General features: G+C 37.7%; 19 protein-coding genes and 1 riboswitch. Of the genes, 16 read left to right on the top strand and 3 right to left on the bottom strand.

The features are described from left to right. Window positions 1-170: 170 nt before the first annotated feature. Window positions 171-372: riboswitch (cobalamin riboswitch) on the top strand. Window positions 373-580: 208 nt separating this feature from the next. From QRN68_RS13495 to QRN68_RS13420, 16 genes are all read left to right on the top strand, one after another. After that, window positions 581-1,123, top strand: coding sequence for an ATP:cob(I)alamin adenosyltransferase (locus QRN68_RS13495; RefSeq protein WP_285397413.1), 543 nt, complete (start codon window positions 581-583; stop codon window positions 1,121-1,123). A gap of 1 nt (window position 1,124) precedes the next feature. Next, the gene (locus QRN68_RS13490) at window positions 1,125-2,084 is read left to right on the top strand and encodes a helical backbone metal receptor (protein WP_285397412.1); all 960 of its coding nucleotides are present in this window, start codon (window positions 1,125-1,127) and stop codon (window positions 2,082-2,084) included. A 193-nt stretch (window positions 2,085-2,277) separates the two neighbouring features. After that, window positions 2,278-3,045 (top strand): tyrosine-protein phosphatase, encoded by a 768-nt coding sequence (locus QRN68_RS13485; protein ID WP_285397411.1) that lies wholly within the window; start codon window positions 2,278-2,280, stop codon window positions 3,043-3,045. A gap of 563 nt (window positions 3,046-3,608) precedes the next feature. Then, complete coding sequence (locus QRN68_RS13480) at window positions 3,609-4,994, top strand: MATE family efflux transporter (RefSeq protein ID WP_285397410.1); 1,386 nt, start codon at window positions 3,609-3,611, stop codon at window positions 4,992-4,994. Continuing rightward, a complete protein-coding gene (locus QRN68_RS13475; RefSeq protein WP_285397409.1) occupies window positions 4,994-5,824 on the top strand; it encodes a putative RNA methyltransferase in 831 nt (276 codons plus the stop codon). Before QRN68_RS13480 ends, QRN68_RS13475 begins: the two co-directional genes overlap by 1 nt. A gap of 152 nt (window positions 5,825-5,976) precedes the next feature. After that, window positions 5,977-6,585 (top strand): lysophospholipid acyltransferase family protein, encoded by a 609-nt coding sequence (locus QRN68_RS13470; protein WP_285397408.1) that lies wholly within the window; start codon window positions 5,977-5,979, stop codon window positions 6,583-6,585. A gap of 70 nt (window positions 6,586-6,655) precedes the next feature. Further along, window positions 6,656-7,036, top strand: coding sequence for a hypothetical protein (locus QRN68_RS13465; protein WP_285397407.1), 381 nt, complete (start codon window positions 6,656-6,658; stop codon window positions 7,034-7,036). 23 nt (window positions 7,037-7,059) lie between these two features. After that, the gene (locus QRN68_RS13460; RefSeq protein ID WP_285397414.1) at window positions 7,060-7,524 is read left to right on the top strand and encodes a low molecular weight protein-tyrosine-phosphatase; all 465 of its coding nucleotides are present in this window, start codon (window positions 7,060-7,062) and stop codon (window positions 7,522-7,524) included. A 214-nt stretch (window positions 7,525-7,738) separates the two neighbouring features. After that, window positions 7,739-8,458 (top strand): YebC/PmpR family DNA-binding transcriptional regulator, encoded by a 720-nt coding sequence (locus tag QRN68_RS13455; RefSeq protein WP_285397406.1) that lies wholly within the window; start codon window positions 7,739-7,741, stop codon window positions 8,456-8,458. Window positions 8,459-9,079: 621 nt separating this feature from the next. Next, window positions 9,080-10,822: a methyl-accepting chemotaxis protein gene (locus tag QRN68_RS13450; RefSeq protein WP_285397405.1), complete on the top strand. Its 1,743-nt coding sequence runs from the start codon at window positions 9,080-9,082 to the stop codon at window positions 10,820-10,822. Between the two features lie 85 nt (window positions 10,823-10,907). Further along, window positions 10,908-11,483: a YdcF family protein gene (locus tag QRN68_RS13445; protein ID WP_285397404.1), complete on the top strand. Its 576-nt coding sequence runs from the start codon at window positions 10,908-10,910 to the stop codon at window positions 11,481-11,483. 74 nt (window positions 11,484-11,557) lie between these two features. Beyond that, a complete protein-coding gene (locus QRN68_RS13440) occupies window positions 11,558-13,255 on the top strand; it encodes a M3 family oligoendopeptidase (protein ID WP_285397403.1) in 1,698 nt (565 codons plus the stop codon). A 216-nt stretch (window positions 13,256-13,471) separates the two neighbouring features. Next, window positions 13,472-14,557, top strand: coding sequence for an AI-2E family transporter (locus tag QRN68_RS13435; protein WP_285397402.1), 1,086 nt, complete (start codon window positions 13,472-13,474; stop codon window positions 14,555-14,557). 11 nt (window positions 14,558-14,568) lie between these two features. Then, the gene (locus QRN68_RS13430) at window positions 14,569-15,192 is read left to right on the top strand and encodes an NUDIX hydrolase (protein WP_285397401.1); all 624 of its coding nucleotides are present in this window, start codon (window positions 14,569-14,571) and stop codon (window positions 15,190-15,192) included. 116 nt (window positions 15,193-15,308) lie between these two features. Beyond that, window positions 15,309-15,773 carry a hypothetical protein gene (locus tag QRN68_RS13425; protein ID WP_285397400.1) on the top strand — a complete coding sequence of 155 codons (465 nt, stop codon included), beginning with the start codon at window positions 15,309-15,311 and terminating at the stop codon, window positions 15,771-15,773. Window positions 15,774-16,004: 231 nt separating this feature from the next. Then, window positions 16,005-16,616 carry an alpha/beta hydrolase gene (locus QRN68_RS13420; RefSeq protein ID WP_285397399.1) on the top strand — a complete coding sequence of 204 codons (612 nt, stop codon included), beginning with the start codon at window positions 16,005-16,007 and terminating at the stop codon, window positions 16,614-16,616. A 49-nt stretch (window positions 16,617-16,665) separates the two neighbouring features. On the opposite strand, the gene QRN68_RS13415 is transcribed toward QRN68_RS13420, so the two are convergent. From QRN68_RS13415 to QRN68_RS13405, 3 genes are all read right to left on the bottom strand, one after another. Then, window positions 16,666-18,777, bottom strand: a complete 2,112-nt coding sequence (locus QRN68_RS13415) for an MMPL family transporter (RefSeq protein ID WP_285397398.1) — start codon at window positions 18,775-18,777, stop codon at window positions 16,666-16,668. Between the two features lie 112 nt (window positions 18,778-18,889). Beyond that, window positions 18,890-19,906 carry an inorganic phosphate transporter gene (locus tag QRN68_RS13410; protein WP_285397397.1) on the bottom strand — a complete coding sequence of 339 codons (1,017 nt, stop codon included), beginning with the start codon at window positions 19,904-19,906 and terminating at the stop codon, window positions 18,890-18,892. A 20-nt stretch (window positions 19,907-19,926) separates the two neighbouring features. After that, window positions 19,927-20,547, bottom strand: coding sequence for a DUF47 domain-containing protein (locus QRN68_RS13405; RefSeq protein ID WP_285397396.1), 621 nt, complete (start codon window positions 20,545-20,547; stop codon window positions 19,927-19,929). Between the last annotated feature and the right edge of the window lie 498 nt (window positions 20,548-21,045).

Raw genomic sequence — 21,045 nt, 5'->3', positions numbered from 1 at the left:
AAAACCCTTTCATCGATCAATAATAAACCTATTTTTTCCTAATCAACACGCCTGAGATTTTGTATAGCTATGTAGAAAAATGGCTTACTATTGTTCGAATTCCTTTGTTTTCCGTTTATCTCAAAGCTATTTTTTCCTATCAATATATGTTAAACTGCTTTACAAGTGAATTATTCTTGCGAAATAAAGGTGTTAACAAGCATAATCGGGAATTCGGTGAAAAACCGAAGCTGTTTCCGCAACTGTAAGTACAGGTATCATAAATATATACCACTGTCTAAATATTAGATGGGAAGGTTTTATGATTCGTACCATGATCGAATGGAGTTAAACTGTACAAGCCAGGAGACCGACCTTTATTTGAACGTATAAATACTCTTCGGAAGCTAGGGGAATATGCGGCAAATCCATAGGCTATGTCGTGTCTATGCGACACTATCTCTGTTATTTTCGTCGTTTCCATAGAAGGAACGGCGTTTTTTTATGTACACTTATAATTTACCTGATGAAATTATAGGACAAGCATTGGAAGGTATTTATAAAGTAAGAATTTTTCATGAAGGAAAGCGGGGACTTAGACTTGAAAAAAGATGCACGTTATTCTTGCTATCCATTTATGCGTGAAAAGGCATCGACAGTAGATTTTGAAATTCGAACGGATAGCCTTACAACACATATTGGGGCCGCTTTAGCAGCGGTGAAAAAAGAGACGGTAGAGGTAGTAGCTGATGATTTGCTAGCTATTTTGCCAATGGCTTACCATGTAAATGGCTCAGTACGAGGTAAATTAGCGGTAACTGAAGATGATTTGACTTGGCTAAGTAATCGTTATGATTTCTATGTTAGTCATGTAAAGGGGGAAATACAAAGTTTTGTATTACCTCAAGGAACAGAGGCTGCTGCAGCATTACATTTATGCCGTAGTGAGGCGAAAAAGTCATATCGTATTTTGCACAAAGTATCTGAAGAACGGGAAGTACCAGCTATTCTCTTTGATTATTTAGGGTTGCTAGCCAATGTATTTTTTGTAATGGCCGTCTATACGAATCAACACGCTGGTATTGCTGAAATACCGTTTATAAGTAAGTCATACCCGATGAAAAAGAAAAAGGAGAATCAATGAAATGAAGAAAATGTTTAAGCTACAATGGCTTTCTGTGCTGATGCTGGCCTTCGTATTAGTCGGCTGTGGCGCGAAAGAAGATACTAATAAAGAGACTGTTTCTAAAGAAGATCAACAAGTCGAGAAAACAAGTTATAAAGTTAAGGATGACCGTGGTGTAGAAGTAGAGTTTAATGCAGTGCCTAAAACTATTGTTTCATTACAACCAAGTAATACAGAAATATTATTTGCACTAGGCGTTGGCGATAAAATCGTTGGTGCAACTGAGTTTGATACGTATCCAGAAGAAGCAAAAAAAATTGAGCGTGTGTCAAGTTCTACAACATTCGATAGTGAGCGTATTTTAGCGTTAAAGCCAGATGTAGTTATTGCTTATACAACTGGTGGTGATGATGAAAACTTAAATGCTCTAAAAGTTCTTGAAGATGCAGGAATTAAAGTTTTTGCCATTAAATCGGCTACTTCATTTGATGATGTTTACGGTGATATCCAACAAGTTGCATCTGTTATGGGGATAGAAGACAAAGGTGAAAAGTTAAATGAAGATATTAAAGCTAAAATTGCTGAAGTCCAAGCAAAAGTAAAAGATGTAAAAGCAAAAAATGTTTATTTAGAAATTAGTCCGAAGCCAGATATATATACTACTGGTTCTGGTACATTCCAACAAGAGATTTTAAATGCTGCAAACGTGAAAAATGTATTTGCTGATCTCAAAAGCTGGCCGAAGGTATCTGAGGAAGATGTCATTGCGAAAAATCCAGAAGTCATTTTAACAACAGTGAACTATACGGAAAACCCAGCGGCAGAAATTCTTGCGCGTGATGGATGGAATTCAATTACAGCGATTCAAAACAAAGCGGTTTATTTTATAGATCCTGATATCTCAAACCGTCCAGGTCCACGTATTGGTGAAGCTGTTGAGCTAATAGCAAAAGCGGTATATCCTGAGCTTTTTAAATAATTTAAATTGATTTTAGAGCTGTCCTTCATCAAGGGCAGCTTTTTTGATTGTATCCAAACTGACGGATATAACCATCAAAGTGACTGATAAAAAGGGGGAGTGACTACATTTCCTAGTGTGAAAATTAGTATTATATCGAATTGTTCTATAGAATAAAGATAAGGAAGCTTGCTAACAGAGGGAGGTGCAGTGAATGAAACAATTTGATATGAAGATTATTCCGTTTGAGGCTGTTCATAATTTTCGTGATATGGGTGGATATAAGTCGAGAGATGGGCGTTCTGTAAAGGATGGCTTGTTTTATCGTTCAGCGGCGCTTGGCAAAATGACGATAGCAGACAAGAAGCTTTTTGAAACGCTAGGTGTGCAAACAATTTTTGATTACCGTGATAACCATGAAGCGCAAAACAATCCTAATCCGGTATTCCCACATGCTAAATATATTCAAATACCAGCAAAGGGCAATCACGCTTTCGAGATGCCTACAAATGCCGGAGGAAAAGATTTTTATAAGGTTGTAAGTCCAGAGATGTTCCGAGAATTTTATGCACAAATGCCTTTTAATAATGCTTCGTTTAAGGAGTTAATGGTAACGATTCAAAACCCTAAAAATTTAGGGCTTGTACATCATTGTGCAGTAGGGAAGGATCGAACAGGTATCGGCGGTGCACTTATTTTACTCGCTTTAGATGTACCTGAGGAAACGATCATGGCGGACTATTTAGATACAAATATACATTTACGTCCCTTGGTAGAAAAGATGGCCCAAGCAATTCAGCAAGACTATAGCGATCGAGAATTACAGCAATTTTATGCATTAATGTCTGCCCGTGAGGATTATTTACAAGCAGCATTTGATGCAATGGATAACAAATATGGTTCTAAGACCGCATTTTTAGAGCAAGAATTTGGTCTAACAAAAGAAAAGCGCGAGCAATTACAGACACATTGCTTAACATGATAGGAAACCCTTTCACATAGAATTGTGAGAGGGATTTTTTATGGTAATATACTAGCTTTGCATAATCTTTTTGATGATTCATTATAAAACTCTTTACAGTCTAAAAAACTATGATAAGATACTATATATTTTTATCAGACGTGTTGATAAGGAAAAAATAGGTTTAGTATTGAGTGATAAAAGGATTTTTTGTTGGCTCATCACTAAAAGTTGTGGATGACATTTTTTAAAATATATACGCTGTATTTTAGTTGATTGGAGTGGAGGCTGGGCGACTCCTTGGGGATCAGCGTCACAGATGAGACCCTGGAGCGAGCAGGTAGAGGAACGAAGGCTAAAAACATCACATCCTGTGATAACGCCTTCGTGACCTACATCGTGTAGGCCTAAGCGACGCCCCCAGGAAGCTCTGCTCTGCGCGAAAGCGAAGCGTCAGCGGCGCCCAGTCGGAACGGAAATCAACCACACGTTTTGGTGAAGAGCCTTTTTGAATTAATTTGAATTTAAAAATGATTAATCAACACACTTGTATTTTTATAAATGTATAGGAGAAGTGAAAAGTATTGGCAGATACATTAAGAGAAAGTGATATAAGAGAGCCGAATAAGTTAAGTTTATTCCATTTAACGTGGCCGATATTTTTAGAAGTATTTTTATTTATGTTGATGGGATTAGCTGATACTTTTATGCTCAGTGCTTTATCAGATAATGCTGTATCAGGGGTTGGTGCTGCCAATCAATATATTCATATTGCAATTTTAATACTTGAAGTAATAGGTAATGGTGCTTCTATTGTTGTGTCACAATATTTAGGCTCAAGGCGTATTTTTGAAGCTGCGAAGATTTCTGCTTTAGCCATAACGATGAATTTGGTCGTTGGACTAATGATGAGTATCTTATTTTTCTTCTGTTCTAGTCATTTAATGACGATGATGAACTTGCAGGGTGATGTGCTTCAATACGCGCAAAGCTATTTAGTCATTATCGGGAGTTTTATTTTTTTACAGGCAATTATCAATGCGTTAGCGGCGATTATCCGTGTACATGGTAGGACAAAGCAAACGATGTATGTATCGCTAGGTATGAATGTTCTACATGTTGTATTAAATTACGGTTTGATTTTTGGTAACTTAGGATTGCCAGAGCTAGGTGTAAAAGGAGCGGCTATTTCCTCAGTTATAAGTCGTGGATTAGCAGTTCTTGTGTTTTTCTGGTTGTTGTATCAAGTCATGGAAGTAAGATTGAAGCTACAATATTATTTCGAGTATTCTAAGGAATATGTTCGAAAAATATTAAACATAGGCTTGCCGTCAGCGTTTGAGCAGGTGCTTTATCAGTTTTGTCAGATTGTCTTCTTATATTATGCAACGTATTTAGGATCAGAAACGCTTGCAGCAAGACAATATGCCATGAATATTTCGATGTTTACGTATTTGTTTGCGATTGCAATCGGTACAGGGACAGCTATTATTATTGGGCGTTATGTCGGTGCTGGTAAAAAGGATGAGGCTTATCATCAGCTGTGGTCAAGTGTACGTGCAGCTTTTGTCTTTACGATAACGATGGTTGTAGTTGTGACTATATTCCGGAAGCAGCTTATGCACGTTTTTACTGATGATCCAGAGGTAATAGCCATCGGAGCATCTGTGCTAGCATTAAGTATTCTGCTTGAGACAGGTCGTACGATGAATATCGTGGTTATTAACTCTTTGCGTGCCTCAGGGGATGCGAGGTTTCCAGTGAAAATTGGTTTTTTATCGATGGTTTGTATGAGCCTTCCACTCGGTTACTTGTTCGTTTTCGTTTTAGATTGGGGCTTAGTAGGTATTTGGCTGGCGATTTCGGCAGATGAATGGATGCGAGCCATTATTGTATACTTTAGATGGAGAAGTCGTAAGTGGGAGCGTTTCGCACTTGTTCCATCTACAGAACAGAAGGAGGCAAATTAATGGGGGCACTTTCTAAAAGAGCTGCAGGGGCAGCCTTAATGGATAAAAATATAACGCTTTTTGCTTGTCCGATTTGTCAGGAGTCAATGAGTGTTTTTGAGCAGGGTAGACTAGTATGCTCCTCAAATCATTCTTTTGATATTGCCAAGCAGGGCTATGTCAATATGCTGACACATGGTGCTATTTCTAAGTACAGTAAAGACCTCTTTGAATCTCGAAAAGCGGTTATTGATAGTGGTATCTACGATTTAGTAGAAGATAAAATTGGAGAGCTCATTGCGAATGCAGAAACCGTGCTTGATACAGGGTGTGGTGAAGGTTCACATTTAGCCCGTATTATGGCGAAGAAACATGGGATTGGCATTGGTATTGATATAGCGAAAGAAGGCATACTTGCTGCATCTCGACATTATCCAGAACAAATTTGGTGTGTTGGTGATTTAGCGAAAAGTCCATTTGCAAGATCAAGCTTCGATGCCATCTTAAACATTTTATCTCCTGCAAATTATGAAGAATTTAAACGTCTATTAACTAGGAATGGTTGTGTTGTGAAGGTTGTACCTCAAAGCGGGTACTTACATGAGCTTCGAGCACAATTGTATGCGGATTCTACTAAAGAGTCGTATTCGAATGAACAAATAGTTGCTCGTTTTAAAGAAAGCTTTGCCGATGTTAGTGTAGAGCGTATTACTTATACGGTACCGTTAGCTCTAGAGCTTGTACCAGCACTGCTTGAAATGACACCAATGGGCTGGCATAAAAAAGAGGGGGCAACTATCCATTTAAATGAAATTACGATTGATGTTGATGTATTAGTGGGAAAGGTTTAACTACTTTCAGTTAGTGTTTTTTGTACCGAAAGTGTAGCGACAGAAGTGAAAGTCTCCGGCGGATGTCACGGATTTATTTCACATGCAATTGCAGTACACAGGCATTTTCGATTACAATGGGAGTAACTATTGAATAAGGTAGGAATGGAACAGTGTATAAATTTATAGCGAATGTTGTAAAAGTGATATTAAAATTATCGGGCTCAAAAGCGCGTGTATATGAAGAGCAAAACTTACCGAAGGAAGGTGGTTTTATTATTGCATGTACACACACGGGTTATGTTGATATTTTAAATCTTGGTGTTGCAGTATTCCCTCGGGAAATCCACTTTATGGCTAAAAAGCAATTGTTTGATATAAAGGGTCTTGGTTGGCTTATAGAGCGTTTAAATGCCTTTCCGGTTGACCGTGACAATCCAGGTCCAAGCGTTATTAAAATTCCTTCACAGTTATTGAAGGAGGGTAAAATTGTTGGGATTTTCCCATCCGGTACGCGAAATGCTGAAGGTACGGATTTAAAGCAAGGTGCTATTACAATAGCACAATTGTCAAAAGCGCAAATTTTACCAGCCGCTTATGTTGGCGCGCGTAATGCTGGTGATATTTTTAAACGTGGAAAGGGCTATCTAATTTATGGCGAGCCATTTTATGTAACAGGCAAGGGTAAAGACGGGCGTGAGGAATTTACACATCGTCTTGAGCATGAACTGTTAGCTTTAACAGAGGAATTAGAAAAGCGCATTGCAACAGAAAAAAATTAAATCAGAATAGAAGGCACTCAAAATCAAGTTTGATTTTGGGTGCTTTATCTTCATTCAGCAGATGTTTTCTGTGCGAAAGCGTAGTGCAAACGTAGCGGCAGCAACAACAGATGTTTTCTGTGCGAAAGCGAAGCGACAGCAACAAAAGGGTTTCGTCTGTGCGAAAGCGAAGCGGCAGCAACAAAATGTTTTCTGTGCGAAAGCGAAGCGACAGCAACAAAATGTTTTCTGTGCGAAAGCGAAGCGACAGCAACAAAATGTTTTCTGTGCGAAAGCGAAGCGACAGCAACAAAATGTTTTCTGTGCGAAAGCGAAGCGACAGCAACAAAATGTTTTCTGTGCGAAAGCGAAGCGACAGCAACAAAATGTTTTCTGTGCGAAAGCGAAGCGACAGCAACAAAAGGGTTTTCTGTGCGAAAGCGAAGCGGCAGCAACAATTACAGCAAGGTGAAATGGATTGTAGGAGGAGTAAAAATGATTCGAGTACTTTTTGTATGTTTGGGAAATATTTGTCGCTCACCAATGGCTGAAGCGGTCATGCGTGATTTAGTAGAGAAAGAGCATTTGAGTCAGAAAATCGAAGTAGATTCGGCTGCAACAAGCTCCTGGCATATTGGTGAACCTCCGCACAGAGGAACACAAGATAAGCTGAAAGAATACGGCATCTCAACGAAAGGGATGCAAGGGCGACAGTTACAAAAGGCAGACTTTGAAAATTTCGATTACCTTATTGGCATGGATGAAAGTAATATACGCAATATACAAACGATGCTGGGCAATCCTAATTCTCCAAAGATTTTCCGTTTTTTAGATTTAACTGACCATCAAAAAGACGTGCCAGATCCATATTATACAGGAGATTTTCAAGAAACTTATAATCTGGTTTTAGAAGGCTGTCATGCATTATTAGAAAAAATCAAAGTAGAAAGCCAATTGTAAAGTGAATCTAGGTGAAGCAGTTTTTTACAATTTATTCTTCAGAAAATCACCTTAAACATTGGCATATCTAGCTTTGTAAGCATCATTTGTGTTATTATTTGCAGAGTAATTCCGGACGCAATTATGCCGAGGCATAATTGATTCACTATTTACAGATGAGCATCTGCCCATCTATGATTTTTATAAACTAAAACATTGAAAGAGAGTGGAAACAATGGGTCGTAAGTGGAACAATATTAAAGAAAAGAAAGCGTCTAAAGACCAAAGTACAAGCCGTATCAATGCAAAATTCGGACGTGAAATTTATGTGGCAGCTAAATCAGGCGAGCCAGATCCTGAATCAAACCGTGCCCTTAAAGTTGTCCTTGAACGAGCAAAAACTTACAGTGTTCCTAAGCATATTATTGAAAAAGCAATTGATAAAGCAAAAGGTGGCGGCGATGAAAACTTCGACGAATTACGCTATGAAGGCTTCGGACCAGCTGGCACTATGTTAATCGTTGATGCTTTAACAAATAATGTTAACCGTACAGCTTCTGATGTACGTGCAGCATTTGGTAAAAATAATGGGAATATGGGTGTCAGTGGATCTGTTGCCTACATGTTTGATTCAACAGCAGTTATCGGTTTAGAAGGTAAATCTGCAGATGAAGTTCTTGAAATTTTAATGGAAGCAGATGTCGATGCTCGTGATATTCTGGAAGAAGACGAGGCTGTCATTATTTATGCGGAGCCGGACCAATTCTTTGCTGCACAAGAAGCATTAAAAGCAGCTGGTGTTCAAGAATTTACAGTAGCAGAGCTTTCTATGCTTCCACAAACAGAAGTAGCATTAACTGGTGACGATGTAGCGAAATTTGAAAAACTAATTGATGCATTAGAAGATTTAGAAGACGTACAAAATGTTTACCATAATGCAGATTTAGGCGAATAAGAAAATAATTAATAGAACCAGTAGCGTTTAAAGCTACTGGTTTTGTATTATGAAAAACTATTGTAAATTAACAGGTGTGTTGATTAACCATTTTTATACATTTAAATTAATTCGAAGAGGCTGATTTCCGCTACGGGCTATTCGCTTTGTCGCTGACGCTTCGCTTTCGCACAGAAAACCCTTTTGTTTGTCGCTGACGCTTCGCTTTCGCACAGAAAACCCTTTTGTTTGTCGCTGCCGCTTCGCTTTCGCACAGAAAACATCCGCTCCGTCGTGCAGGGTCTCATCTGTCTCGCTTTATGTGGGAAATCATGTAGCCTTGAACGTAAATCACTTTCATGTTAGGGAAGACTCTTTTATCAATCGATTAGACAGTCTGTCACTGATGCTATAACTACATTTAAACTAGGATAAAAATCAAAAAACTATTTTTCCATAGGGTATACCTCTGCAGAAAGATAGTTTTTTTCTTAACCAGAAAAATATTTGTAGTAGCATATTTGTCTAAAAAAGCAAATAATTCGTCCTTACATTGCAATTTACCCATTGTGAAAAAATTCAAACCATAACATAATATAGATTAATAGTCTTGGTGAATGAAGAAAAAAAGGGGGCTAAAGCATGAGGTTTTTACGTTCAATACAGGGGAAATTAATTATTATTTCATTAGCATTATTAATCATACCAAGCTTGATTATTGGTTTAGTTAGTTATAGTAAAGCTAAAAATGGTATGGATGATATTGGGGAACAAGTAATTAAGAATAGTGTTGAATCTACTCTGCAATTAATCGAGCTTGCAAATGAAAGTGTTGAAAAGGGTGATATTCCTTTAGAAGTCGCACAGGAGCGAGTGCGAGAGGCAATACTTGGACCGAAGGATAGTGACGGAAAGAGGCCGATCAATTATCCTGGAGATTTGGGAGAGTACGGATATATTTACGTCTTAGATGAGAAAGGGACATTAACAACTCATCCGACTCGAGAAGGGGACAACCTATGGAATGATCAAGATAGTAGCGGCAACTATTTTATTCGGGAAGTAACCGACAAAGCACTTGCTGGCGGAGGTTTTACACAATATGAATTTGAGTTACCGGGTCAAGATGAAATAGCTGATAAAATAATTTATTCTGCAAAAGATCCTCACTGGGGATGGATTATAGCATCAGGTACATATATGCAAGACTTCAATAAAGGAGCTAATTCATTATTACTCGTGATAGGTATTACATTAATAGGTGCTATCATTATTGGTACAGTAGTTGTCATAATGGTTTCTAGACATTTGGCTTTACCAGTTCAAAAATTATCTAAACGTGTACGTGAGGTAGCCAAAGGGAATTTAACAGTAGAAATTGAGGATCTACAACGCTCGGATGAAATTGGTCAGCTAAATGAAGGCTTTAATGAAATGGTTGATCAACTGAAAACATTAATTACAGATGTAGAGGAAGCTATTGTAGAAATTCAATCGACATCGTCAAATTTAACATCTGTGGCAGAGGAAACGAACGCTTATGGAGATGAAATAGTAAAAGCGATTAATGAGGTTTCAAGCGGTGCAGTAAAGCAAGCATCAGATGCTGAGGATACGAATAGAATTGCCATTGAGTTTGCTCAGCAGATTGAATTATTGCATGACAAAAATGGAGTAATGCTTGATGCATCTCAACATATGAAGCAATCAAATCAAGAAGGTCTCGTTAATTTAAACAGCTTAAAAGAGAAATCACATGAGTCCTCCGAATTGATTAATAACGTTCAGTCTGTCTTTAATAGCTTAATTGTGAAAGTCAGAGAAATCGAAGGCATTGTTGGTACCATTACCGAGATTTCTAATCAGACGAATCTACTTGCATTAAACGCATCAATAGAAGCGGCTAGAGCGGGTGAGCACGGCAAGGGATTTGCGGTTGTTGCTGAGGAAGTACGTAAGCTTGCGGATCAAACATCTGTAGCAACTGAGCTAGTGCGTACAACGATAAAGGGAATTGAAAGTGAAACTAATTTAGTGAACGATGAGATGAAGAAAACAAACGTCATTGTTCGTCAGCAAAATGATTCGGTTGCTATAACAGAGTCATCCTTTACGGAAATCGAATTGGCTGTAGAAAAAATCATTGCTGTTATTGGGGAAATGACTACGGGGGTAGAATATTTGAACAGCTCAAAGGATAACATTATACAATCTATCGAAAGTATTGCGATGATTAGTGAGAAAAATGCTGCTGCTTCAGAGGAAGTAACGGCATCCGTTGATGAACAACAGCACGCCATTCAGATTGTAAGTGAATCTTCCAATGATTTAACAGATGAAATAACGGCATTACAGGACTCTATTAAGCGCTTTATAATAAGATAATTAATCAGGATGTTTGTACAGAATTGCTCGTACAGCATCCTTTTTCTTCTCTTATCGTTAATAAAAGGTAAGGGAGGGGTAAGTTGTGAAAAAATGGGTGTTGAGAGTGGGTATTTTACTACTCGCTGTGGGTGGTATTGTTTTTATTTGGCTCGGCGAAGAGATGAAACAAGGTGTCCAGCCGGGTGCGAACGGCACAGCTGAATATTTGATTGTACTAGGGGCGAAGGTAAAACCGGGGGGAGTTCCATCGCTGTCTTTGAAAAATAGATTAGAAGAGGCTGTAAAATATTTAAAAAAGTATCCTCATGTAAAAGTAATTGTTTCGGGTGGGCAAGGAGCAGATGAAGATCGGACAGAGGCTTCTGTAATGCTTAAGTACTTACAGGATAATGGTATTGATGCTAACAGAATATTAGTGGAAGACCAATCTACATCAACTTACGAGAACTTATTATTTTCTAAAGAACTATTGCCTAAAGGAACAAAGCGAATCACGATTGTCTCTAATGATTTTCATTTAAAGCGTGCAAAGTATTTAGCTGAGTCTTTAGATTTTGAAGTAGATGTCGTTGCGGCAAAAACACCAAAATCAGTGGAAGCAAAGCTAAAGATACGTGAAAGAGCAGCGCTATTAAAAACATATATAATTGGCTACTAAATTGTTTCTTAATAAGATAGATTTGGCATATAATAGAAAGATAACGGGGTATATGACAGAAAGAGGGGAATTCTATGAAAACGTTTAAAGACTATGAATACAGCCGTCCAAATATTGAGGTAATGAAAGAGCAACAATTATCTTTAATTGAGCAATTTAAAAATGCTCAGACGATGGACGAACAAAGTGGGATAATCGGAAAGTTAAACGCAATAAGTAATGATTATGCTACAATGGCGAACTTAGTGTATATTCGTGCTTCGATTGATACAAATGATGAATTTTATCATGCAGAACGCGATTATTTCGACGAGGTTGGCCCTGAGCTAGAAGAGGTAACAACAGAATATTATAAAGCACTAATCGTTTCACCATTCCGTGAGCAGTTAGAAGGAAAATGGGGACAGCAATTATTCGATCTAGCAACTTATCAAATTAAAGGCTTTTCACCAACAGTCATTGATTTAATGCAAAAGGAGAATAAGCTTGTTTCAGAATACAATAAACTAGTTGCCTCTGCGCAAATTGATTTTAATGGTGAAACATTAACACTTGCACAGCTTGGCCCATATGCGGAGTCTACTGATCGTACAATGCGTAAGGCGGCAACAGATGCACGCTTTGGCTTTTTTGCGGGGCATGAAGAGGAATTTGATCGATTATATGATGAACTGGTCAAGGTGCGTCATGAAATTGCTGTTAAATTAGGATATAAAAACTATGTCGAGCTAGGCTATATTCGAATGAATCGCATTGATTATAACGCAGAAATGGTAAAGAAATTCCGTGACCAAGTTCGAGATTTAATCGTACCGCTTGCAACAAAATTATACGAACGTCAGGCGAAACGCATTGGTATTTCAGACCTTAAGTTCTATGATGAAGCATTAAACTTTTTATCAGGAAATGCTACGCCAAAAGGTGATCCAGAGTGGATTGTTGCAAACGGTAAAAAAATGTATGAAGAGCTATCACCTGAAACTGGTGAATTCTTCAACTTCATGATTGACCATGATTTAATGGACTTAGTGGCGAAGAAAGGAAAAGAGAGTGGCGGTTATTGTACATTTATCGAAAACTATCACTCACCATTTATCTTCTCGAACTTTAATGGTACTTCGGGTGATATCGATGTGTTAACACATGAAGCTGGGCATGCTTTCCAAGTTTATTCAAGCCGTGACATCGGAATCCCGGAATATTTATGGCCGACATATGAATCTTGCGAAATTCATTCGATGAGTATGGAATTTTTCACATGGCCATGGATGGAGCTATTCTTTAAGGAAGACACGGAAAAATATAAGTTTACACACTTAAGTAGCGGCTTATTATTCCTTCCTTACGGTGTTGCAGTTGATGAGTTCCAACATATGATTTATGAAAATCCGAATATGACACCAGCTGAACGTAAAGCTGCGTGGAAAAAAATTGAGGAGACATATTTACCACACCGTGACTATGATCATAATAGTTATCTAGAGGCAGGCGGTATATGGCAACGTCAGGCACATATTTATGCAAGTCCGTTCTATTACATTGATTACACGTTAGCGCAAATTTGTGCATTCCAATTCTGGAAACGTTCACGTGAAGAATTTGAAGCTGCTTGGAAGGATTATATTCATTTATGTGGTTTAGGGGGCTCTATGTCCTTTACAAAGCTTGTAAAAGAAGCAGGCTTAATTTCGCCATTTGAGGACGGCTGTGTTGAATCCGTAATCGGTGATATTGAAAATTACTTAAATTCAGTAGACGATACAAAATTATAAACAGTTAAGTTACGCAACAGAAGTGAAGATTCGCGATACTCCTACGGGAAAACAAGTTATGCAAGCCCTTTTAGATAGAGAGGCTGGCGGAACGTCCGTGGGAGGGTAGCGATTTTTTTGTTTCAAAACCTATTTTATTTGATAATAAATAATAGGATACTTGCGAAATGGTAAATATATAAGTAGTATTTCAGTATATGTGATAAAAGGAAGTGAATGAAAGTGACGAGGAAAGTTTGGTTTCAAGTATGTGTAGGGATTTTACTTGTTCTATTAATCATTAAATATTTTGTAGAGATTCATTGGATCTTTTCACCGCTTGTCATTATTTTAAAAACTATTTTTGTCCCTTTGTTACTTGGTGGTGTTTTGTACTATGTAACAGAGCCAATTCAAAGGTTTTTAGAAAAACAAAACTGGCCGAGATGGTCAAGTATATTGGCGATAGTCATTGGACTTATGGCAATCGCTGTTGGCTTTGGTTGGGTTGTTGGTAATCCGATTGCAGAACAGTTAAATAAGCTAGTGAAAAATGCACCAATGATTAGTGCGGGTATTCAAGATGCAACTGATTATGTGTTGAGAAACAGGGAGAACTTCCCACCGCAGTTAAAAGAGATGATCGATAGTATCGCGAATTCTGTACAAGATATTGCCATTGTGGCAAGTAAGGGGCTAGTTTCGTTTTTACAATCAGTTGTATCTGCCTCTTTATTAGCTATTTTAATTCCATTCTTCTTTATCTTTATGTTAAAGGATCATGAAAAATTTGCACCATCGATTTATAAATATTTCAGTGGTGAACGCCGTGAATGGGTGAAAAAGACGTTAAGTGAAATTGATGGTGTACTACGTAGCTATATTCAAGGGCAGCTACAAATTAGTTTTTTACTAGCGCTCATGATGTATGTCGGGTATTTAATGATGGGTCTAGAGTATTCGTTGCTACTTGTCATATTCGCGTTCTTTATGAATATGATTCCATTTATTGGACCTTGGATTGCCTTTGCGCCAGCAGTAGTTGTAGCAGTTATTCAAGATCCAGTTCTAGTAATATGGGTATCTGTTGTCACACTCGTGGCACAGCAAATTGATAGTAACTTTATAACACCTAATGTAATGGGTAAAACACTCGATATACATCCGTTAACAGTTATTACGATTATTTTAGCAGCGGGTAAAATTGCAGGCTTCATCGGCATTATGATTGCTGTACCATTTTATGCTGTAATAAAAGTTATCGTATCTAATATTTACGATAAGCGTAACGCGATTAAGGATAAGGCTACGAAGTCAGTATAGGAGTCGAAAAAATGGAACAGGAAATTGTGAAAGTTTTTAATGAGCAGCATGAACAGATCGGGACAGCAACGAGAGCAGAAGTGCATGAAAAAGGGCTGTGGCATGAAACATTCCACTGTTGGCTAGTCAATGAGGACTATATTTATTTCCAAATCCGTAGTGCACAAAAAAAGGACTACCCTGGTTTACTTGATATTACAGCAGCAGGGCATCTGTTAGCCACCGAGACAGTAGAATCAGGAATACGTGAAGTGAAGGAAGAGCTAGGACTTGATATTCACGTTCACGAAATTGTTAAAATGGGCATGACGTCTTGTAGTATCGTTTCGAAAAATATGATCGACAATGAATTTTGTCATGTTTTCACATATCCATTCAAACATGATTGGGATTCATTTGAGCTACAATATGAGGAAGTATCAGGGGTCGTTAGAGCAAAGCTTGATGAGGCAGAGGCATTCTTTTTAGGAGAAACTGCTACGCTTAATATTGAAGGCTATGAATACTTCCCTGATGGTATACGTGCGAAAATTGTGCGTCCAGTAAGTGCTGCACAATTCGTCCCTTATCGGGAACTTTACGTTGCACATGTTATACAGTTTGTAAAAGATAAAATGTTTAATAAAACGTCATGAGTAATTGATAAAATGTAGGACAAGCTTTTTATAAGGCTTGTCCTATTTTACTTCGATATAACAGGAAAAATAAGTTATACTGTAAGGTAGATTGAATAGAAAAGGAGCATTTTTATATGCTAACATTTGAACAAAAACAAACCATCATCGAGTCATTCTCTGAACTTACAAAGAAGGAAATTTCATTAAAACGCTTAAATTATCACTTGATGGAGAGCCTTTATGAAAAGACCATCGTTGTAGAAAAGCTACACCCAAATGGCAACGGCTTTGTCTTTGTTGGTGATTTATTGCGCTATGAGGAAGAAGCAAATGATAAAGGTCTAGTAAATATTCGTGACTATAATGAACAACAACTTCGTGAAATTATTGAAGATTCCATTCAATATTTATCGGAAGAAGTAGAAGAGCAAGAGCCAATTGAAGAGATATGGCAAAGTCGTGAAGGTACTCAATTAAAGCTAGCCTTTGAGCAACGTTCTTGGAATGTTTATCATGGTGAAAATTTAGAGGAAGCCTTTGGTACACATGATGCTGCGAAAGAATATTTACTAGAAGAGGGCTTTCGTAAAAAGAAATAAGTAACTCGGGGGAGCATAACAATGAATGGGAAAAAAATAGTGGGAATAGTTATTGTTTCTGTTATAGCTGTATGTTTAATTTCGGTATTTTCGATTAAAAACTTTTATAAAAACAATGTGGAACAGCCAAATCGCGAAAATCGAGAAATTAATAAGTCAAAGAGCTTGAATTTAATTTTGCCACAGGCTACAATTATCTCGAATTCGAGGTAATTGAGAGGTGGATTGTCAATGCATCACGTTTTTCATAAAGGAACAGATAAAACAAAACCAACTTTTTTACTGTTACATGGTACAGGTGGAAATGAACAAAGCTTAATGGGTCTTGCAAAGGAAATTGATGATACAGCAAGTATTTTAAGTGTCCGCGGAAATGTACTTGAAAATGGTATGCCACGCTTTTTCCGTCGATTAGCGGAAGGTGTTTTTGATTTAGAGGATTTAATTTTCCGGACGAAGGAATTAAATGACTTTTTATTAGAGGCGGCGCAGCAGTATAGCTTTGATCGTAATCGAGTTGTTGCAATTGGCTATTCAAATGGCGCAAACATTGCTGCTAGCCTATTATTCCATTTTGAGAATGCTCTAGCAGGCGCAATACTGCATCACCCAATGGTACCTAGACGCGGTATTGAATTGCCTGCACTTTCTTCAATCCCTGTCTTTATCGGTGCTGGAACGAATGATCTAATGTGTTCTGCGCAGGAATCGGAAGACTTAGAGGCGCTTTTAACGTCCGCAGGGGCAAAGGTGACGACGAAATGGTTTGATTATGGTCATCAGCTAACTATACCTGAGGTAGGAGCAGCAAAAGAATGGTATGACCGTAGTTATTTGAAATAAGAAAAATCCGCAACCTTTGTGTGAGGAAGCGGATTTTTTAGTTCTATTTTTATTTCTGTTTCTTCGCGAAGGGTAGCCACCAATTCCAATCCCCAAGGAGCTTCATAAGACTTGGAACGAGCAAAAGACGAATAATAGTTGCATCAATGGCGACTGCAATAGCTATACCAACACCAATTTGCTTCACTGGCAGCACATCTGTGAAGGCGAATGCCCCTGTTATGACAATCATAATAAGCGCTGCTGATGTAATGATTCGACTTGTAGAGGTTAGACCGTCAATTGTAGCCCGTGTATTATCTGCCCCTTTTTGATATTCCTCTTGAATACGTGATATTAAAAAGACTTCATAGTCCATACTTAAGCCGAATACAAGGCAAAATACGATTACTGGAATTATAAGCACGATTGTACCTGCTTCAATTCCTAAATGTCCGTATTGGAAAATATAGACGAGAATACCAAACGCCGATGAAAGTCCAATGATATTCATTATAATCGCTTTTAGTGGAATTAAAATAGAACGGAAAGCGAGCATTAAAATAAAGAACGTTGATACGATAATAATGGATACGGCCAAGAAAATTTTACTAGCAATTTCATCGAAAATTTCTTGGTTGAATTTCGCAGGACCGCCGAGTGCAAAATCGACGCCTAGATCTTTATCTTTCCATGTTCGAGCGAATTTTTGAGCGGTAGTTGATGAACCAGCTGCATCTAATGTAATTGGGATAAAGAGTTGTGTGTCCTTTGAAAAAGTATTTAAAACTGGTTTTAATTGTTCTGCCATTTGTGGGATTTCCAAAGAAGCAGTCAGTTCCTTAGGTGACTTAATGTTTGCGGTCGTATAAACGGTTGATACATTTTTCACCAGTGGATCATCAAGTAGCTTTTCTTGGATATTGTAAATTAGCTCTCGTCCTTCACTATCTTCCCAGCCTTCTTTACGTTCTGCTAGTAAATATAAAGTTGAGGTATCACCAAGTCCGAACGTTTCGTCTAATTTATCATATGCTGCACGTGCCTCATATTTTGTCGGTAATGAATCCACCTGAGGAATTGTAAGTTCAAGATCCTTCAATGGAATCATGCCAATACCTAGTAATAATAATGCCGAAATAACGATGGTAACCGGATGTTTCATAACAAAACCTGCAAAGCCACGCCAGCGATTTGCTCCACCAGGCTTTATACGTAATAACCGCCATTTATTGAGACGATCCCCTAGTAGCATCATTGTAGCAGGTAGCAAGGTTAAGCCAGAAAGTACGGCAAGTAATACAACAATTGTGCCTCCTAAAGCGATATTGTGAAATATTTCGACATCAATGACAACCATGGCACCTAAACCGATCATGACACAAACAGCAGAAAAGATGATAGAACGGCCAGCTGTCTGTATAGCTGTTTGGATAGCCTGTACAACAGATGTATGGCCACGTTCTTCGCGATATCGATTAATGAACAACAAGGCAAAATCGATGCTTAAAGCTAGTCCAAGCATTGGTACTATATTTAACACAAAAATCGATAAATTAACATAATTACTAAGTAATGTCAAAATACCAAACGCAGTGACAACTGTAACAACGCCAATAACAATCGGTAAGATTGAGGCTACAACAGTACCGAAAGCGAGTAATAGCACTATGATAGCGATTGGTAAGCCTATTGCTTCCGCTGACGCTAAATCCTTTTGACTTGCTGTATTGATATCTTCTGAAATAACAGGCCCACCTGTAATGCTCACACCATCTTCCTCTATTAACGAACGGATGTCCTTCACAACATCAGGTAGATTATCAACATCATTTTTAAAATGAACCATGGCATAGGCTATACCATTCTTTTGTAAAGTGGGATCTTCAAGCGGTGACTGGATTGAATGAATTTCTTTTATTTTTTCCAACTTTTTTAAAGTATCTTGAATTTTCTTATCCTCAGCCGGATCAAAGACGACTAAAATTGTATCGGAAGGCAAATCAAATGTTTCTGCGAGCTCATTTGTTACGTAGGTGTGATCTCCTTCAACAAAAAAACCATCACCATGAAGCTTGCTTGGAAGTTGTATTGCAAATAAAGCCAAGGTGATAAAAATAACGAACCAAATAGCTACGATTGCTTTAGCGTGAGCTGTTATAAAGGCTGAAAAAGTTTTCATAGTAGTGTACTATCCTCCTTATAAATAGTGTAAAGGATGCATCACATTTTGTCGTGTGACAATGTAAAGACTCCTGTCGGACAAGGAACAGGAGTCTTAGTGTGTAATCAAATTAAATAAATAAAGATAACAAAAAGTAAATAACAGCTGCCATAACGGCTGAAATTGGCATTGTAATAATCCAAGTAGTTACGATTTTTCGTGCCATTCCCCAGTTTACACCACGTACACGTTGTGCAGAGCCAACACCCATAATAGAGGAAGAAATAACGTGTGTTGTGGATACTGGTAAGTGAATTAATGTAGCACCGAAGATAACGGATGCAGAAGCTAAATCTGCTGCTACTCCATTTACAGGACGAATTTTCATAATTTTACCGCCGACTGTTTTAATGATTTTATAGCCACCGATAGAAGTACCAAGCCCCATTGCAGCTGCTGCTGAAGCTCGTACCCAAAAAGGAATATCATCCCCTGTGTGCAAACCAGCAGCGATTAACGCCATCGTTATAATCCCCATTGCCTTTTGCGCATCGTTTGTACCATGTGTAAAAGATTGAATGGCGGCAGTGAAAATTTGCATCGTACGGAAACCTTTATTCGTACGATATAGATTTAAGTTTTTAAACAATAATTTAAATAGTGTCATCATAATAAAGCCAGCGCAAATCGCAAGGATTGGTGATAGCACTAGTGCCATAATGATTTTAGTAAAACCGCTATAGTTTAGAACTCCGAAGCCAGCAGATGCAACAGCTGCACCAGCAATGGACCCAATCAGAGTATGTGAAGAACTTGATGGAATACCAAAATACCATGTTAGTAAGTTCCAAATAATAGCTGAAATTAATGCTGCTAAAATAACGACTGAGCCTGTTGTGTCTCCTGGAAAGGCATTTAAAGCGAATGGATCTACAATATCTTTTGTTATAGCTTTTGCAACACCGACGAAGGTAATAGCTCCAATAAAGTTCATCGTCGCTGCCAACAGAATAGCTACACGTGGTTTCAATGCTCTAGTGGAAACCGACGTTGCGATAGCATTTGCTGTATCATGGAAACCATTGATAAAGTCAAATGTTAGGGCAAAGATTACGATCAGTACGGTTAGTATAATGATTGTGTTCATTGTAAGTGCCCATCTCCTAATTACGCGTTACGCATGATAATTGTTTCCATTGTATTTGCAACGTTTTGACAATGATCAGCGATATCTTCAAGTTGTTCATATATATCTTTAAATTTAATAAGTCGAATCGGATCTTTTTCATTTACAAATAATTTTTTAATAGATGAACGTTGTACTTCATCACATTCACGCTCATAGTCTTTAATAAGAATTGCGTGTGGACGCATGCCAATAAGATTCTTTTTCTTTAACTCTTCTGTTGCTTTAACAATTTCGTCAGCACTTTTTGAAATATAGCCTAAGAAAATACGCATTGATTCATCAACTTCTGTTAGGGAAAACATTTCAAAATGAGCGATACAATGCTCCGTACCATCTAATACGTCGTCCATGCGAATGGCAAATTCTAGAATGTCTTCGCGTTCGATAGGCGTCATAAATGATTTGTTTAGCATCACAATCAGTTCATGAATGAGCTTATCACCAGCTGTTTCGTAATTTTTCATAGTAATACTAATCTCTTTTAGGTCAGCTACACTGTTAATACGAAAATCATTTGCGTAATGTACGGCCTCTCTCATATTCTCAGCAATTTTATGCAAAGCTATAAAGAAAGGGTCTTGTTTTTTTGAGTTAAGCATGTAAATCGAATCCTCCTGGATATAAATAAATTAAACGACCTCTAAACTTTACTATCATAACAAAATCTTTAATTTATCTACATAAAATTCATCTAATCTACATAAAACTTTACATTCCTGTAATATACAAATTGTTCACAAAATAATAAAGGTATCCCTGTATTTGTTTTTATTGATACAGAGAAACGCTTTGGAAATAAGGTTTATAAAGATCTCTACTTTCTGTTTAATACAAAAGAATACTATGGAGACATAGAATTTTGAATAAATTATATGTCTGAATTGTAAAGGAAATGTAAAGGAATCGTTTTGCTCATAGTTTTCCATTTTCTTAAGAATATCTTCATTTTTATCCTTCAACTTTATTAAGAATTCTTGACTACAATAAAGGATGAAGGGCTCATCACCCAAAGTTCGGGATGACATTTTTAAAAAATATATGGGCTGTATATTAGTTGATTGTAGTGGAGACTGGGCGACTCCTTGGGGATCAGCGTC

The organism is Lysinibacillus sp. fls2-241-R2A-57, from assembly GCF_030209535.1.
GTDB lineage: Bacteria > Bacillota > Bacilli > Bacillales_A > Planococcaceae > Lysinibacillus.
The sequence above is the reverse complement of the archived record's forward strand: the minus strand, read 5'-3'. Positions and strand labels throughout refer to the sequence as shown.

Coding starts and splice junctions, on each gene's coding strand:
- QRN68_RS13490 (WP_285397412.1), top strand. CDS start 1,125: ATGAAGAAAATGTTTAAGCTACAATGGCTTTCTGTGCTGATGCTGGCC.
- QRN68_RS13485 (WP_285397411.1), top strand. CDS start 2,278: ATGAAACAATTTGATATGAAGATTATTCCGTTTGAGGCTGTTCATAAT.
- QRN68_RS13475 (WP_285397409.1), top strand. CDS start 4,994: ATGGGGGCACTTTCTAAAAGAGCTGCAGGGGCAGCCTTAATGGATAAA.
- QRN68_RS13460 (WP_285397414.1), top strand. CDS start 7,060: ATGATTCGAGTACTTTTTGTATGTTTGGGAAATATTTGTCGCTCACCA.
- QRN68_RS13455 (WP_285397406.1), top strand. CDS start 7,739: ATGGGTCGTAAGTGGAACAATATTAAAGAAAAGAAAGCGTCTAAAGAC.
- QRN68_RS13450 (WP_285397405.1), top strand. CDS start 9,080: ATGAGGTTTTTACGTTCAATACAGGGGAAATTAATTATTATTTCATTA.
- QRN68_RS13440 (WP_285397403.1), top strand. CDS start 11,558: ATGAAAACGTTTAAAGACTATGAATACAGCCGTCCAAATATTGAGGTA.
- QRN68_RS13435 (WP_285397402.1), top strand. CDS start 13,472: ATGAAAGTGACGAGGAAAGTTTGGTTTCAAGTATGTGTAGGGATTTTA.
- QRN68_RS13430 (WP_285397401.1), top strand. CDS start 14,569: ATGGAACAGGAAATTGTGAAAGTTTTTAATGAGCAGCATGAACAGATC.
- QRN68_RS13425 (WP_285397400.1), top strand. CDS start 15,309: ATGCTAACATTTGAACAAAAACAAACCATCATCGAGTCATTCTCTGAA.
- QRN68_RS13420 (WP_285397399.1), top strand. CDS start 16,005: ATGCATCACGTTTTTCATAAAGGAACAGATAAAACAAAACCAACTTTT.
- QRN68_RS13415 (WP_285397398.1), bottom strand. CDS start 18,777: ATGAAAACTTTTTCAGCCTTTATAACAGCTCACGCTAAAGCAATCGTA.
- QRN68_RS13410 (WP_285397397.1), bottom strand. CDS start 19,906: ATGAACACAATCATTATACTAACCGTACTGATCGTAATCTTTGCCCTA.
- QRN68_RS13405 (WP_285397396.1), bottom strand. CDS start 20,547: ATGCTTAACTCAAAAAAACAAGACCCTTTCTTTATAGCTTTGCATAAA.